The sequence below is a fragment of the Nonomuraea sp. bgisy101 genome, from assembly GCF_057708945.1.
Genome location: NZ_JBYITD010000011.1, coordinates 209,697 through 224,424, shown reverse-complemented (window position 1 = coordinate 224,424; position 14,728 = coordinate 209,697). Strand labels below are relative to the sequence as shown.

The 14,728-nt window shown below is 70.8% G+C and carries 7 protein-coding genes; 1 reads left to right on the top strand and 6 read right to left on the bottom strand.

Features of this window, described 5'->3' with window-relative positions; translation table 11 throughout:
- Window positions 1-6 precede the first annotated feature (6 nt).
- The 6 genes from AC3EO4_RS22555 to AC3EO4_RS22530 all read right to left on the bottom strand — a co-directional run bounded on the left by AC3EO4_RS22555 (window position 7) and on the right by AC3EO4_RS22530 (window position 14,295).
- Entirely contained in the window at window positions 7-1,149 is a 1,143-nt protein-coding gene (locus AC3EO4_RS22555; RefSeq protein ID WP_431897554.1) for a TIGR02679 family protein, read from the bottom strand.
- A 67-nt stretch (window positions 1,150-1,216) separates the two neighbouring features.
- Window positions 1,217-5,269 (bottom strand): TIGR02680 family protein, encoded by a 4,053-nt coding sequence (locus AC3EO4_RS22550; RefSeq protein ID WP_431897552.1) that lies wholly within the window; start codon window positions 5,267-5,269, stop codon window positions 1,217-1,219.
- The gene (locus AC3EO4_RS22545; RefSeq protein WP_431897550.1) at window positions 5,266-6,633 is read right to left on the bottom strand and encodes a TIGR02678 family protein; all 1,368 of its coding nucleotides are present in this window, start codon (window positions 6,631-6,633) and stop codon (window positions 5,266-5,268) included. Before AC3EO4_RS22545 ends, AC3EO4_RS22550 begins: the two co-directional genes overlap by 4 nt.
- Window positions 6,630-8,186, bottom strand: a complete 1,557-nt coding sequence (locus AC3EO4_RS22540; protein WP_431897548.1) for a TIGR02677 family protein — start codon at window positions 8,184-8,186, stop codon at window positions 6,630-6,632. Before AC3EO4_RS22540 ends, AC3EO4_RS22545 begins: the two co-directional genes overlap by 4 nt.
- Before the next feature lie 117 nt (window positions 8,187-8,303).
- On the bottom strand, window positions 8,304-12,869 hold the full coding sequence (locus tag AC3EO4_RS22535) for a DEAD/DEAH box helicase (RefSeq protein WP_431897546.1): 4,566 nt from the start codon (window positions 12,867-12,869) through the stop codon (window positions 8,304-8,306).
- 4 nt (window positions 12,870-12,873) lie between these two features.
- Window positions 12,874-14,295, bottom strand: coding sequence for a hypothetical protein (locus AC3EO4_RS22530; protein ID WP_431897544.1), 1,422 nt, complete (start codon window positions 14,293-14,295; stop codon window positions 12,874-12,876).
- A gap of 50 nt (window positions 14,296-14,345) precedes the next feature.
- On the opposite strand from AC3EO4_RS22530, the gene AC3EO4_RS22525 reads away from it, so the two are divergent.
- The gene (locus tag AC3EO4_RS22525) at window positions 14,346-14,663 is read left to right on the top strand and encodes a hypothetical protein (RefSeq protein WP_431897687.1); all 318 of its coding nucleotides are present in this window, start codon (window positions 14,346-14,348) and stop codon (window positions 14,661-14,663) included.
- Window positions 14,664-14,728 lie beyond the last annotated feature (65 nt).

The following is a 14,728-nucleotide window of genomic DNA, read 5'->3' as shown; positions in this document are numbered from 1 at the left end:
GATCTGTTAAGCGTCAGCCGAGAGGTCGGTGCGGAGTGCTGGGATGAGGCGTTCCTCCATGACGGCCCGGCCCTCGGCGGCCATCGCCTCGGCGAGGGCTGGATCCCAGGTGCTGCCCGACCTGCTGCCGGTGAGCGGGGTGGACTCGCCCTCCGCCAGGCCAGCCGCGTAGTCGGCCGCGCTCATCCGCCAGGGCGACGCGCCATGCCGTACGGCTGCCGCCTCCACGATGCGCAGCCCCGTCCAGTCGAAGTCGGCTCGCCAGCGCAGTCGTGACCCGGCTGCCGCTGCCGCGGCGAGCAGTTTGTGGCAGGCGGCCGACGGGATCCCCTCGGTGCAGACCAAGGCGGCTGACCGGGTTCCGAGTTCGGCCGCCGCCGCGCGGAGCACCGCCGGGTTCTCGCAGACGAAGATCTCCTCGGCGACCGGCACGATGGGGTGTTCCCCCTGCTGGTGGAGGGTAAGCCGGAACGGGATCCCGAACGCGGCGGCGTCATTCAGCCACCTGGAGACCACCTCGTCGCCACGGGTCCTGACGTTGAGCACCAGCACCTGGCTGGCCAGGTCGTCCACGATCACACCTGCGGACTCCCACAGCCCCCGCTGCCCCGCCCTGCCCGAAGGGGGAGCTGGAGCACCGGACCGGAGCGCCAGGGCGCGCAGCACGAGCGTCGCCAGCGGGCTGCCGGCAACGAGCGCCTTGGTGTCGCCGGTGGCCGACTCGGCCAGGACGGGAAGCGGGACGAAGGTTGCGGGCAGCTGGTCGAGTACGGCTGTCGCCTGCCTGATCAGGTGGGTGTCACCGCGCCGGATCAGGCGGGTGAGCGTGCCGTCCGCAGTCATCGCCGACAGCCACTCGGCGAACCAGGGTTCCGAAGCACACATCGCAGACTGAGCCTCGACCAGCAACGCCTGCCTGCGGGAAACCTCCGCGGCTCGCTCCGCGGGCCGGTCCCGAACCGGCCCCCCCACCAAAGCCAGCGCCTGGAGCAGGCCCATGCCGTGCATTTTCGTGAGGGCGTCGTCCAGGTCGGCCAGTGACACAGTGAGCCGTTTGACGGTCTCAGGCCGGTAGGTCCCGGTGATACCGATGATCACCCGACGTTCGGCCTCGGACGGGTTGGCGACCCCGACGGAACCGTCGATCACGCCCCCGGTCTGCTCCAGCCTCCGCCGGGCCGCGGCCAGGAGACGCTGCCATTCCGCACCCCGCAGCTCACCCAACAATGCTCGCCTCGATACGGCGAGTCCCGGGGGAGCCCAGCGCGACGGTCAGCTCGCCCGCGTCGTCGGCGAGCAGTTCGGCGCCGTCCCAGACCAGCAGCAGCGCGCTGACAGTATGCTCCACCGGGGAATGGGCCAGATCGTAGTGGGCCGCAGCGGGCACTGCGGCATGCGTGGCCCATAGGTCGTACCCGGTCATGAACAGGTCCAGGTCGAACTGGGCGGCCAGGCCCATCAGCTCGCTGCGTCCGGTGTCGTCCACCCCCGCGAACGCCTCATCCAGGGCGAGCAGCCGTGGCGCGTCGGGCCGCGCTGAGTTGAGCATGGCGTGCGCGGCGGCAAACAGCGGCAGGTGCAGCGACACCGACTGCTCGCCGCCGGACAGCCGACTGTGCTTGGCGCGGGTGAGGCGTTCCTCGGCACCGCCGGGCCGGACGAGCTGGAATGTGAACTGCCGCCACCGGCGGTAGTCGAGCACCTTCGTGAGCAGCTCCCGATAGGGCAGCTCCCGTTCGCGGGCCCGGACGTTCTTGATCTGGGTGGCGAAGTGGCCGCGCATCCGGCTCAGCTCGTCCGGGCCGAGCCGGGCCGCGTCGGCGTCGAGCAGACCGCAGACAGCCCGCTGCTCATCCTCCAGATTGTCGGCGAGCTGCCAGCTCACCCCGACCGTGGTCCCCGACGACATCCGGCGCGAGCGCATCTCGGTGTTCATGCGCCGGATCAGGTCGCGCGCGTCCACCGTGCGGTCGTGGATCTGCTGGGCCAGCCGGGTGAGGAGCGCGTCCTCCAGGATCCGCTGCTCGGACTCACTGAGCAGCTGCTGCTGGTCCTTGCGGCTGGAGGTCATCTTCGCGGCGAACGCGCCGACAGGCAGTGGCCCGTCCTCGTCCGCCACGCGGACCACGATCACCCCGTCCGCGCCGTCCCACTCGGGCCGGTAGTCCTGACCGGCGGCGGTGAGCTGCGCCTGGAGGTCGTCCAGCGCCTTGGTCAGCCGAGTGGTGGACTGCTTGAGCGAGATCTCGGTCGGGGTCAGGTCGCGCGTCACGGTGAGGATCGCCTCGTGGACCGCGATCACTCCCGGCGGTAGCTCCCACTCGCCGGACATGGAGCCCAACCAGTCGGCCTCCTGAGCGGGCCAGGCCAGACCGGGCGGGCACTTCAGGACGTCGAGCAGTTCCCGCTGGGCGAAGGGGGCCAGTGCCTTGGCGGTCTCCCGTTCCTCGCCCGCCGCGACGTGCAGCGCCTCCTGCGCGGCGGCCAGTTTGGCCTGCGCGGTGGCGACCTCGGTGAGCGCCGTCCGCTCGGCGGTCCGCGCGGACTCCGCCGCCCGCGACGCGGCGATGATCCCGGTCTCGGCCAGCTGCACCTCGGCCAGCACCTGGCCGGCTTCGGCGCCCATGGTCTGCTGGAGGGCGTCCAGCTTGGCGGCTTCCTCGGTGTGCTTGCGCCGCGCACCCTGCTCGGTCTGCGCTGCGGCCGCCTCGTCGTCGGCCGCCGACTCCAGCCGCTCCGTGCTGCCCTCGACCGCGTCGCGCTGCCGCGCCTCCTCGCGCCGACGGCCGGTCAGCGTGCCGGCCATGGTCTCGAAACGCTGTACGGCCTGCGCCACCTCGTCCACGACGGCGGGATCGAGGCTGTGTTCGGCCCCTGTCCGGCGCAACGCCCGCTCGGCCGCGCCACAGGCGGCGACGGCCTCGTCATAACCGTTCTGCGCGCTGTCGGCGGTCTCGCGGTTGGCGCGGAGGCGTCCGGCGGCCCCCTCGTGCTCGCGGAGGGCCGACACGATCGGACCCGTCTTGGGCAGTGAGGCCCGGGCGGTACTGATCGCTTCCAGCGCGGACTCGGCCAGGGCGCTGCGCCGGTCCAGCCCGGCGATGGTCTCGGTCAGCGCGGTGATCCGGGCGTCGCATTCGGCGAGCCGTACGGCCCGGCGGCGGGCCCGGGCCGTCGCCCCGATGTACTCGGCGTGCTCCCTGTGGTGCGCACCGACCTGGATGCCCTGGGCGAACCGGCCATCGAGGGAGATCATCGGCCGGTCGTCGTCACCGTCTCCGCCGAGCGCGACGGAACGCAGGATCGCGGTGATCCGCTCGGCCGGAACCGGGGTCTCCTCCTCAGGGACCAGCAGGTCCGCCAGGCTCGGTGTTATCGGGGCACCCGGCACCAGGTATCCCTCGGAATCCCCGGCGGCGACGCTCTCCGGAGCGGGAGTGACCCAGGCGTCCAGCAGGTTGGCCGCCTCCAGCGCCGCTTCGACAGCAGCGGCGTGCTCCCCGGTCACGTGGTCGGCGAATCGGACCAGGCGCCAGAACGGGGCTCCGGCTTTCCCATCGCGTTCCGCCGTACGGGCCGCGAACGCAGGTGGCGCATCGTCGTGCTCAGCGGCGATCTTCGCCCGCTCGCCCTTGACCTGGGAGAGCTCCCGTTCGGTGGCGGCCCGCTCGGACTTGAGCTGGGTCTGGGCGTCCCGCAAGTCCTGCACGGCTTGCGCGGTCGCGGCCCCGAAAACCGCATCAAGACTCGGCGCGTCCGGTTCGCCGCTCTCCTCCAGCGCCTCGGCGAGCGGCTGCATGTCGGCCAGCACGTCGCGGTGCCGTTCCCCCCAGGCGGCGAGCTGGGTTCTGGCGTGCTCGCGGGCGGCCTCCACGCCCTTGGCGGCCTCCGCCTCGGCCAGCTCGGCCCGGGCAGCGGTGGCGAGGGCCTGGTCGAGGGCGATCCTGGCCAGGTCGCGGGTCTGCTCAGCCTTCTGCTGGGTGGCGATCGCGGCCCGGACCGCGCGCAGGTCTCCGGTCCGGGAGGCCACCCGGCCCCCGACCCGGTCGGTGAAGCCTGCCGGGTCGGCGTCGGCAGGGCTCCAGGTGATCCCCGCGGCGGCGGCCTCGTCGGCCAGGTCGGTGGCCGTGCGGGAAACCGCACCCTCCAGTTCGGCCAGCAGCCGCCGCGCGGTGGCGAGCTCGACGCGGGCCTTCTGGGCGGTGGCGGCGCGCCGATCCAGCTCGGTTCTGGCTGCCGCGGCGGTCTCCGCACACGTCCGCACCAGGCGCTCCAGGTCGGCGAGCTGTTCGAGGGCCTGGTAGGCGGCGCTGCTCTTGAGCTGCTCCAGCCGGGCCCGCAGCCCGGCCAGGGCGTCCTCGCTCGCCGCCAAGGTCTCCTCGGCCTCCGCCTGGGTCTGCTTCGCGGTGGTCAAGGTGGCGGCAGCTGTACTCAACGCGGTGCGATGAGCGGTGACGTCCTCGCGTCGGCGGGTCAGCGCGTCGGCCGCCCAGCGCGAATGCGTCCGCAGGTAAGTGGTGTAGCTGGACAGGAACGACTGGGTCGCCTCGTCGGCGGCGACCAGCCCCTCCAAGGTCCGCTGCACCGTCTCCATGTCGTCGAAGGAGCGGGACGCCTCGGCGATCAGGTCGTCGTCGATCGGGCGAAGACCGTCGGTGAGGGTGTCCGACAGCTTGCCGGGGTCCAGGTTCTTGGCGAGTTGCGGGCGGCGCAGTGTCAGGATGAGGGTGATCAGCTGCTCGTACCGCTCCCGGCCGAGCCCGAACAGCCGCTGGTCGATCGCGTGCCGATAGTCCGAAGGAGTGGCGGTGAGCGCGTGCTCGCCCAGCTCCTCGGTGAGCTGCTTCTTGGTCATCGGCCGGTCGTCGGCGGTGAGCAGCGAGAAGTCCGCACCCACCCGGCCCTCGGCGACGAAGTGCCAGCGGACCGGCGTGTCGCGGTGCCGCTGGGCGTGCAGGCCGATCCCCACCGTCACGGCTTCGCCGGTGTCGCGGTGCCGCAGCTCCAGCCAGACGTAGCCGAGTGCGCTGTCCTGCCCGCGGAAGAGCAGGTTGGACTTCATCGTCCGGTCCTCGGAGGCGAACGGGTTGAGCCGCTTGGGGTCGATCCGGCCGTCCAGCACGAAAGGGAACAGCACCTCCAGGGCCTTCGTCTTGCCCGAGCCGTTCGGCCCGCGCAGGATCAGCCACCCGTTCGCGAAGGTGAACTCCTCGTCCCGGTAGTCCCACAGGTTGATGATCCCGGCCCGGGTGGGGACGTAACGTGTCACTGCGCTTCCTTGACGTTAAAGAGAGCGTCGGTCTGTGGCTGGGCCCTGCGTGCCCGGGCTTTCACCTCGGCAGTGGTGCCCCGGTAGCGGGCGAGCAGCGGGAGCGCCAGCACACCGCCCTCGACCCTGACGACCAGGCGGAGCGAGGCGAGCAGGTTCAGCGCCTCGCGCAGAAGCCGGTCCGGATCGCCGCGCCAGGCTACGGCGAAGGCCGGGCCGTAGGTGTCCATGAGCTGCTTCATCGCGGTCCGTAGCCAAGCGTCGGTGACGAACGGATAGACAGCCGTCTCGGCCGCAGCCTCCCGTTCAACGGGTTCGTCCTCGCTCAGCTCGTCCATGACGCCCTTGACCGGCAGGCCCGCGTCGATCCTGGCCGCCAAGGCCGTGTCACGCTCGGCCGCCGTCGGAGCGGGCAGCGCTGGTGGCTTCGATTTCGTCACGTACCCGGCGATCCGCGCCGACAGCAGCAGCGCCGCCTGGGAGGGGGTGCCGCCGCTCGGGAAGCGCAGGTCGGACAGGCGCCCGGAGGCGTCGATGAGTGCCACCCCCTCGGCGCGGCGCTCCACGGTCTGCCCGGTCAGCCGCTCCAGGTCCTCGATGAGACCGGGGTGGCGGAGCTGGCCGCGCAGCGATTCACTCGCGTCCGCGTAGTAGACGACCGGGCGTTCCAGCACCAGCCGCCGCGCTCGCCGGGACGCGGCCTCGCGTACCCGGTGCTGGCCTTGAGCGAAACCGTGATCGGAGTCGAGAAGCCCGGTCACCGAGCGCATGTGCTGAAGCACCCGGCTCGGCCGGTAGATCGCGAAGACAACCTCGCGGTCGATGTCATAGAGCGCCTCGGCCCGGTCGGGGTTGTTCACCCAGTCGGCGGCCGAACCGTCGGCCAGGGCCAGCGCGCCGCGCTCAGCCAGCCAGGCCACCGCGTCGACGAACGCGTCTCGATCCGGCTTGCGCTCGGTGTCCAGGCCGAGCCCGTCGATCCGGGCGGCGTCCGCGCCGACCGCCTCGGCCAGCTCGCTGAGCGCGATCTGGGTCCCTGACCGGCCGAGAGCGGCCAGAGTGAGCACCAGATAGGCATACCGGCGCCGGTCGAACGGCCGGTCCGTCTTGGTCCGTGCCGGACGGGTCACGTCGAGCTCGTCCTGCGCGCGGAGCAGCCGCGCGGTGTTCGCAGTGGTCACCAGGCGGTAGCCGAGCACCTCGTGCAGGTCGGCCCGGAGCTGATCGGCCCACCGGCGGATCAGCGGCAGCGCGGCCCGGTTCGGGTAGGCATCGGTGATCAGCGGATTGCTCAGCAGCATCCGCACCGCCCGCTGGTAGTCGGCCAGCTCCAGCGAACTCACGTTCTCCGCGACCTTGCTCATCCGGACACCTCCAGCGTGACGCCGGAGAGGTGAAGCCGGCCATGCACGGTTCTGACGTTGGTGGAGCCTTCGCAGGGGCGCAGCGTCAACCGTACGCCATGGGCCGAACCGCTCGCGGTGACCTTCCTGCTGGTCGGCACCCGGGCGTTGAGCGCCAGGTCAAGCAGGCCCAGCAGGGCCTGGGTCTCCGGCTCGTCCAGCACGCGGCCGTAGAGGCCGTCGGCGGCGAGGGAGGCCGCCGCGCCGTGCCGCTCCCGGGTCAGCTTGAGCTGCTCGGCTCGGAGTCGCTGCCGCTGGGCGTCGTTGCGCTCGATCCTGGCGGTGACTCCGGTCATCCGGGGCTCCCGGCCCGACTCCACCAGGCCCCGGGCCAGCCGCACCGGCTCGGCATCCCACCACGACAACCTCGGGGGGATCAGCTCCGGGTCCTCGTGGGTGACCGAGATGTGCCGAGGGCCGCCCAGGTCGAAGACCGCCTGGAAGAGCCCGTGAGCCGCATTCTCGTCGGGGCAGGAGACGAACCACTGGGCAAGGTGCCGGAGCTGGCTCTCCCGGCTTACACCCCCGCGCCGTGCCTCGGTCACCCTCCTGAGCAGAGCCAGCACGTTCGCGATCGCGGTGACGGTCGCGGTCTGCAGCCGCTCCGCCTCACTCTGGGAGTCCCGGCCCGTGCCGACACCGAACCAATGGGTCAGGCCGGACCAGCGCTGCCGCCAGTCCTCCTCCCGATCCCCGGGCGCGCGGAAGAGCCGGTCGTCGGCCGCCGCCGCGTGCGCGATCAGGGCGTCCACTCCGGTGTCCGCCACGGCCTGTACGGCTCCCGCCAGCCGGGGCGTGAACCGGGCCAACTCCGCGGTGAACTCCCGCATGTGAGTAAGGAGCGCGTCCTTGTGGGTGAGGAACACCTCGGGCCGGGTGTCGTTGGTGCGAGCCAGGTCGCCCAGCATCAGATAGAAACGGGCGGCCCGCTGCGCCATGTCGCTCAGCACCTGGTCCAGGCGACTGAGCTTCCGGTAGACCTCATCGCCGTCGCCCGTCCGGTTGGCCTCCGCCAGCGCCTGCAGATCGGCAAGAATGTCAGGAAAAATCAGCCTTGAGAGCTGAGCGTCCTCCACGGTCGACCCGAGGACCTCCTCGACCGCCCGGTACGCGCGGTAACCGGCCTGGGTGAACTGATAGACGTAGTGCCGGTTGCGGTATTCGGCCAGGTTGGCCGCGCGGGTCCCGTCATAGCTACGATCCAGCAGCCGCCACTCGTTCAGCGAGTCCAGCAGTGGCTGCACCTCGCCGACCGCCGGGCAGTCCGGGTGCTCCTCGCGGAGCTGGTCCAGCAGGTCACGGGCACTGGAGGCGTGCAGCAGCACCTGGTAGTTGGCCCGGCCCCGGTCGAACGCCCGCAGCAGCCACAGATACTCGCTACGCTTCTCGGCCGCCGCGAAGTGAAACAGCCGCATCCGGTCGTCCAGCGTGAACGCGTCGATTCCGAAAGAGCTGGTCTCGACAGGGCTGTCATCCGCTGGAGTCTCGTCGGTGAGGGGCTTGGGGAGGTCCACTGTTCCCGTCCGGCTCAAGAGGTCTGTCAGGACCCATCAAGCATGCCGCACCGGGCCGACAACTCGGCCACCTACGAGTTATCTGCTCCAGCCACACTCCGCCGGAACCACGTTGTCTCAGGCGAGAACGAGCGGGCCACCGGTGGTGAGGGCGCGCAGGACCTGGAGGGCCGCGCCGCGGCTGAGCTGGTCATGGTGGCGTTCGTTGTGACGGGTGCGCAGGCAGCCGTAGCAGGAGGTCTCGGCACCGCAGTCGCAGGAGGCGACTCGCTTGAGCGCGGCGCCCGCGACCACGTCGAGTGACTCGGCGATGCGCAGCGCGCTGCCTGCCCCGCCCGGGACCGTGTCGAAGACCACTAGTCCGGTCCGGCCGTCGGAGCCGGGGCTGATCGCGCCGTCGATGTCGTTCCTGCTGATCTCCAGCCCGTCCGCGGCCCCTTCGAGCAGTGCGTACAGGGCCGAACGCCAGTGATCTGTCTCCGTGAGACCGGGTGTGTCGAACCGCAACTCCAGGATGTCGGTCTCGAAGCTGTGCGCCAGGGAGCGCCAGCGCAGCGGCCCGGTGCAGTCATTCTGCCGGAGTGGGTTGACGTGCGACTTGGCGGTCTTGCCCTGGTTCGGCGTGCCCCAGCCGCACCAGTCGCAGATCAAGAAACCGCTGCCGGTAGGTCCCTCGGACAGGACGACCAGCCGGCCCCGGGAGCCGGAACGGCACCAGACCGAAGCCTCGCCGGGGGACGTCCAGCGGCGTTCGGCCAGCTCCTCGCCCAGGGAGACAATGTGGGTGGCGCCGTTCCAGGAACCCTTCGGCGGTGCTGGGGACGGTTTGGCCGTCCGGTGGTCGGCGACGAAGCCGAACTCCGGCACGTAGTACTGCCGCAGGGCTCCCTCGCTTGCGCCCCCGCACGCAGGACAGGCTGCTTCCAGCGTCTCGTCGCCCTCACGGTAATGCTGGCAGGCTCGGCAGACCGTGTAGCTCCTGCTGATCAGCTCCCGGCCGGGGAGCCGGTAGACACCCGCCGACCTCCAGAGCACGCCGCCCGCCACCACCTCGGAACCGGGTGCGTACTCATAGATCGCCGAAGAGAGGTCGCGGCTGAGCTCCAGCCGGGCTCCCACCTGGCTGTCGCAGTGCGCGGTGCGCAACTCCACGCTGTCTACCGGGAAGCCGTACTTGGGCAGCACGTTCCGGTTCGCAAGGTAGCCGATCAGCGACCTCCGGGTGACGGTGTTGACTGTCCGCTCGTAGCGGGCAGCCAGGTCACTGCGGCGCTTGGCGAACGCCTCACGGCGGCGCTCCTCGAACGCCTCGATGTCCTGGGAGAGCTCGAGACGCACCTGTTCCAGCAGCTCACACAGGTCGGTCACCCACGCGCCCGTCTCTACACCGAGTTCCGCCTGCACCGAGGCGGGTAGCACCTGGCGCAGCGAGTCCAGCACACCGGGGGGGACGGGGGTGAGGAACGCCTTCACCTGGGAGCTCGCTCCGGACAGAAAGAAGTCGCCTGCGGTTTTCCAGACCGTCCCCGAGGTCTCTTTGGCGTACCGGAAGAAGGCGGCTAATCCCACAGAATGGGCATGTCGCCGGTCGATCCGGTCGTTGCCGAGCGGCACGTACGGCGCCCGCACCTGACCGGCGATCATCTTCTCCGGTTCCTGGTACCGGGACAGATCGTGCGAGCGCCGCTGAGCGTAGGTCAGCACGAGGGCCGCCGAGTCTGCGCGCCGTCCGGCCCGCCCGGCCCGCTGGATGTAGTTGGCCGTGGTCGGCGGCATGTTGCGGAGCATCACCGCCTGGAGTTCGCCCACGTCCACGCCCAGCTCAAACGTGGTCGAGCAGGACAGTACGTTCACCTCGCCGCGCAGGAACCGCTGCTGGATCTCGGCCGCCTCCAGCCCCGTCCACTGGGCGGTGTGCTCCTTGGCCAGCAGCGGCACCGGCGTCATCGCCTGATACAGCACCCGGTGGTGTTCATCGGCATCCGGCTTGGCCGGGGTCAGCATGCCCTGGCAGCCGAGCGTCGGGCAGACCCCACGCACCGAGGTGGCGCTGATCCGCCGGCACAGCCCGCACTGGTAGATCTCATCTGCTGGGGACAGCTTCAGCCAGGTGTGATCCAGCTGATGCACCTGCCCCAGCCTGGTCAGGGCGGCCGAACTCAGCCAGCCATCTCGCAGCGAGGTGAGCAGTTTCCAGCAGCCGTCGAGGATCTGCCGGGCGTCCGCGCCGGACCCGAGGGCGGCCAGCACCCGGCGCAGGTAGTCGAGTCGCCGGTTGACGCCGCGGGTCGGCAGCCAGCTCAGCACCTTCAGCTTTGCCTCGGCGCCGTCGCCGCGCACGTAGATCGGCCCGCGCCGGGGGTCGAACAGCTCATCGCGCGGATCGACTTCCTCCGGCATGGTGAGCGCGCCCTGCTGCCGGAGCGAGCGGGCCAGTTCGCCCAGGAGCAGCCAGCACTCGTCTGGTGTGAGGCTCAGCCCCAGCAGCGGCGCGGGCAGCCGCCAGCCGGGCTCGCGGTCGAGCTCTACCCGGAGGAGGCCGAGGCCTTCCAGGGACTGGCGTTCGTCCATTGCCACCAGCTCCCGCATGACCCACAGGGCCACCTCACGGCGGCGCTGCTGGCGGGAGGCCCGGCGTTCGAACACCCCGGCCTGTCCCGCCACCGCGACCACCTCGTCCACCAGGTCGTCCACGGTTGCGGTGTCGTCTCTGGCTACCGCGCGCCGGAGCCCGTCGAGGATCAGCCGCCGCTGCTGGATCTGGGCGTAGCTGGACTCCAGGTAAGGGGCGAAATAGGCGGCCGCCTGGCGGCTGTCGCTGAAGGTCAGCAGCTTGCGTCCGCCGCCGGGCCGGTCCTCCTGCTCAGGCATCGGCGGCAGCGCCTGGTAGAGAGTGGTGGCCAGGACGGCTGCCGCCGCCTCATTGCCGCTCTCGAACTGGCGGATCATGCCTGAGCCGCGCGCCCCGCAGGCCAGGCAGCCGCTGGGCGAGCTGGCTCGCGTCTTCAGCCGCCGCACTGGACGCAGCTGGGTCTCGTGGCAACCGTCCCGGCCGCACTCGCTTCGCCATACTGCATGAAGCGCCCCGCACCTGCCGCACAGGAACGCGTCCTGAGCCTCGGTCTCCGGCACGGCTTCGAGGGTCTCGTCGTCTTCGTCGGTCATCTCGGGGGCGTCACCCAGCAGCAGCCAGACCCGGGAGTCGTCCCGGCTCACCCGGGGGCTGAACACCTGCCCCCCGCCGGACAACTCCACCGCGCCGATCAGGTGGACCGCTCCGCATCTCTTGCATGCACCGAACTCGAAGACCGCACCCGAACAGCAGGTGCACGTCTCGCGGCGGCCCAGGGAGACATGTGGTCCGATGAGGCAGGTGTACGCACCCTCGGTGGCGCGGGCGAACAGGTGGTAGCGGGCCGACAGCACCGCGCTTCCCGAGAGGTCCCGGACCTTCTCGCCGACCGCCACCAGCGCGGCGAGGCCCTCAGCCGGTTCTTCCTGACCGCCGAAGAGCAGCTGGGCCAGGTCGGCGAAGGGCCGTGGCCCCCCGGACAGGGTGCCGCGCAGGGTGGCCATGACGTGCTCGCAGGCGAGAGCCGTACCGGCATCGGGCAGGCCGGACCGGCGGACCAGTTCGGCGGCCGGGTCATCACTCACCGCCAGCTTCCGGTAGTCCGCCGCGGTCAACGGCCCCCAGAACGGCCCCGACGGCATGTCAAGCCGGGCGGCGGTCACCAGGTCCTGGCGGCTTGGGTCGCCCGGGACCCACTCAAACGGTGCGTCGAACAGCTTGGCGGCGAAGTCCATGACCGCGCCCGGTTCGTCGCCGACGGTGGCGCTGGTGGCGATGGCCTGCAACGTCCGGTCCCGGGCCACTCGGTCATGGAGGCGGCGTAGCAGCATGCCGAGTTCCTCGGCCCTGGCACCGTCATACACGTGGGCTTCGTCCAGGACCACGAACCGCCACCGGTCGGCATGTTCGAAGAGCTCCAGGTCGGCCGGGCGAAGCAGCAAGTATTCGAGCATCGCGTAGTTGGCGAGCAGCAGATGCGGGGGACCGGCCCGCATCTCCTCCCGGCTCAGCAGTTCGTTCGGCAGCCTGGGCTGACCCGGATTGAGCTCGTCGAATAGGGCTGCCGCCTGCTGTGCCTTCTCCGGCGTGTCACCCGTGTAGCGGCCGAAGGTGATCTGCGGTACGGCTGACAGCAGCTCGCGAAGCCGTTTGAGCTGGTCGTTGGCCAAGGCGTTCATCGGGTAGAGCAGCAGCGCCCGCACACCGGGGGACAGACGTCCCTCGGAAATGAGCGCGGACAGGATCGGCAGCAGGAAGCTCTCCGTCTTGCCTGAGCCCGTGCCGGTGGCCACCACCAGGTTCCGTCCGGTGGCCGCTTTGCGCAGCGCCTGCTCCTGATGCAGGTAGAGCGGCCGGTCCAGGGGAAGTGCGGGGCTACCCAGCGCGGCGAACGCAGGATCGAGGACGCCATCGCCGATCAGCTCGCGGAGAGTCGCACCGGTCCGGTAGGGCGGGGTGGCCTCCAGTAGGGGGCCCTTGGTCAGCAGCGGGCTGGCCGCGATCTCCGCCGCCAGCGATCCTGCGATCGCCGGATCCCGCACCGGCAGCAACGAGCGGAGGTAACGCCGGTAAGTGCCGGCGATGAGCGCGCTGGTGGCGAGGGGATCCATAGGGTCAATCGTTGCAGAGCCACGGGTCTGGGGTGGTTTGCGGTGCGGGAGAGATTGTCGCCAGCGGGATGGCACGCCCGTCCAGCCGGACCACCAGGGTGGCGTGCCCGTGCGCGGCAACGGTGTCCAGCACTCGACGCAACGGGTAGTCACCACGGGCGTGCGGGGTCAGCACCTGCACGCCCTCACCTCCGCTGACGACCTCGACGGGAAGCCCCTCGCGGACACCTGGAATCTCGAACCGCAGTCCCCCCAGTTCCTCCAACTCGGCCACGGTCAAGCTAAGGGGAGCCGTACTCCACTCCCGGCCGGCCAGCACCCGCATGTGCGGCGGGGCGACGACCAGAGCCAGCGCTTGCCCCGAAGCGACACACGTGATCCGACGCACGGTCTCGCGCGGGCTGAAGGTCAACGCCTGCGGCGTCACCGTCAAGCCAGGCTCCGTGCTGAACAGGGTGTCCGCCGACATCAGGCCCTCCTCGTCGAAGAGCCGGACCGGAGGGTCGTGGCGCACGGCGAGACCCTCGGCGACGGTGAAGGTGTCCCGCATCGCCCGGCCGCCCGCGGTCCTGGCGGTCACAGTGAACGTGCCGAGCAGCGGGCGGGGCAGCCGCGCCCAGAGGTCGGCGGGGTCGGCGGGCGCCGCCGGTGCGGCACCGGCCCGCTCCACCGTGACCAGCCATTCTCCATCCGGTAGCCGCAGGGCGGGAGGCACGGCCAATACGGCGGAACCATCCGGCACGGTCACGCCGGGCAAGCGTCGGTCGATCAGCAGCCGTGGTCTGGCCTGCCCCCTGACCGGGCGGTGAGGGCCGTCCGCCAGGGCGAGCCAGGTCGCGCTCTCCAGATCGACCTGTGTCAGCCGCCAGCCGTCCCAGCCGAGAGGCAGCAAACCTTCGGCGATGATCCGGAGCGGGACATCGGCGGTCGGCTCGCGGTCCCGGGGATGGGCGACCCAGACCGGGCAGGGCGGTAACTCCGCAGGCAGGTGGCGCCCGTCTTCGGCGAAGACGAGCAGGCAGTCCTTCGTGGGGTACGGCAGGGCCACACCGTCACGCTGGATCCCGTGCCCGAAGGGGTCGAGGTGGAGCCGGGGAGCCTCGGCCGTGGGACCAAGGCCGGCGTGTGTCATGATCGAGTGCTTCGCGTCTGGCTCGGCTCGCAGGCCGAAGGCCCGCAAGGCGTCCAGGAACGCCGCACCCCACTTGCTCGCACTGCCCCGGTGGCGGCAGGCCACCCACCAGCGCGGCCAGAACGCGCCACCTCCGCCATGGCGTGCCGCCACGCCGACGATGCTCACCGCGACGCACGCGGGCCAGCGGGTGGCGAGCTCCTGATGGCCGAGCCGCCGGTAGGCCTGCCCCAGAGCGTCGGCTGCCGCCTCGATCATCTCCTCGGGCGCGTCGGCCTCGATGACCAGCGACACTCGGCGCAACTGTACGGTCCACGACCGTTCGAGCAGATCGAGGAGGGCTGATGCGTCGAAAGTCTGGCGGTCGGGCACGGATACGGAGCACCTGCAGGAGAAGGGATGTCGCTGCTCAGCGTAGCTGGATCGGTGGCATTTCATATGGCTCGCGCAGGCTTGGCCGCGCGAACATCGCGCTGCTCCGGTTCACCCCAGATGCCTGCGCCTTCAAGCCTCTCGGCTCCCGCCTGGCCGAAGCCCTCAACGCACTGGTCGCTGCCGCGATCGGCGCGGCCCGCGTTCTGAGCCTGCATGAGACGCCACTCTGGTCGATCATGACCATGATCGCGGGCGGCCACCTGCTCATCGCCCCTCGCGGAAGCTGATCAAACCGCCATCCGTCGCCGCCACCTGCCCGCAACCCGACGACAGCATGTCCACGAACTCGCGC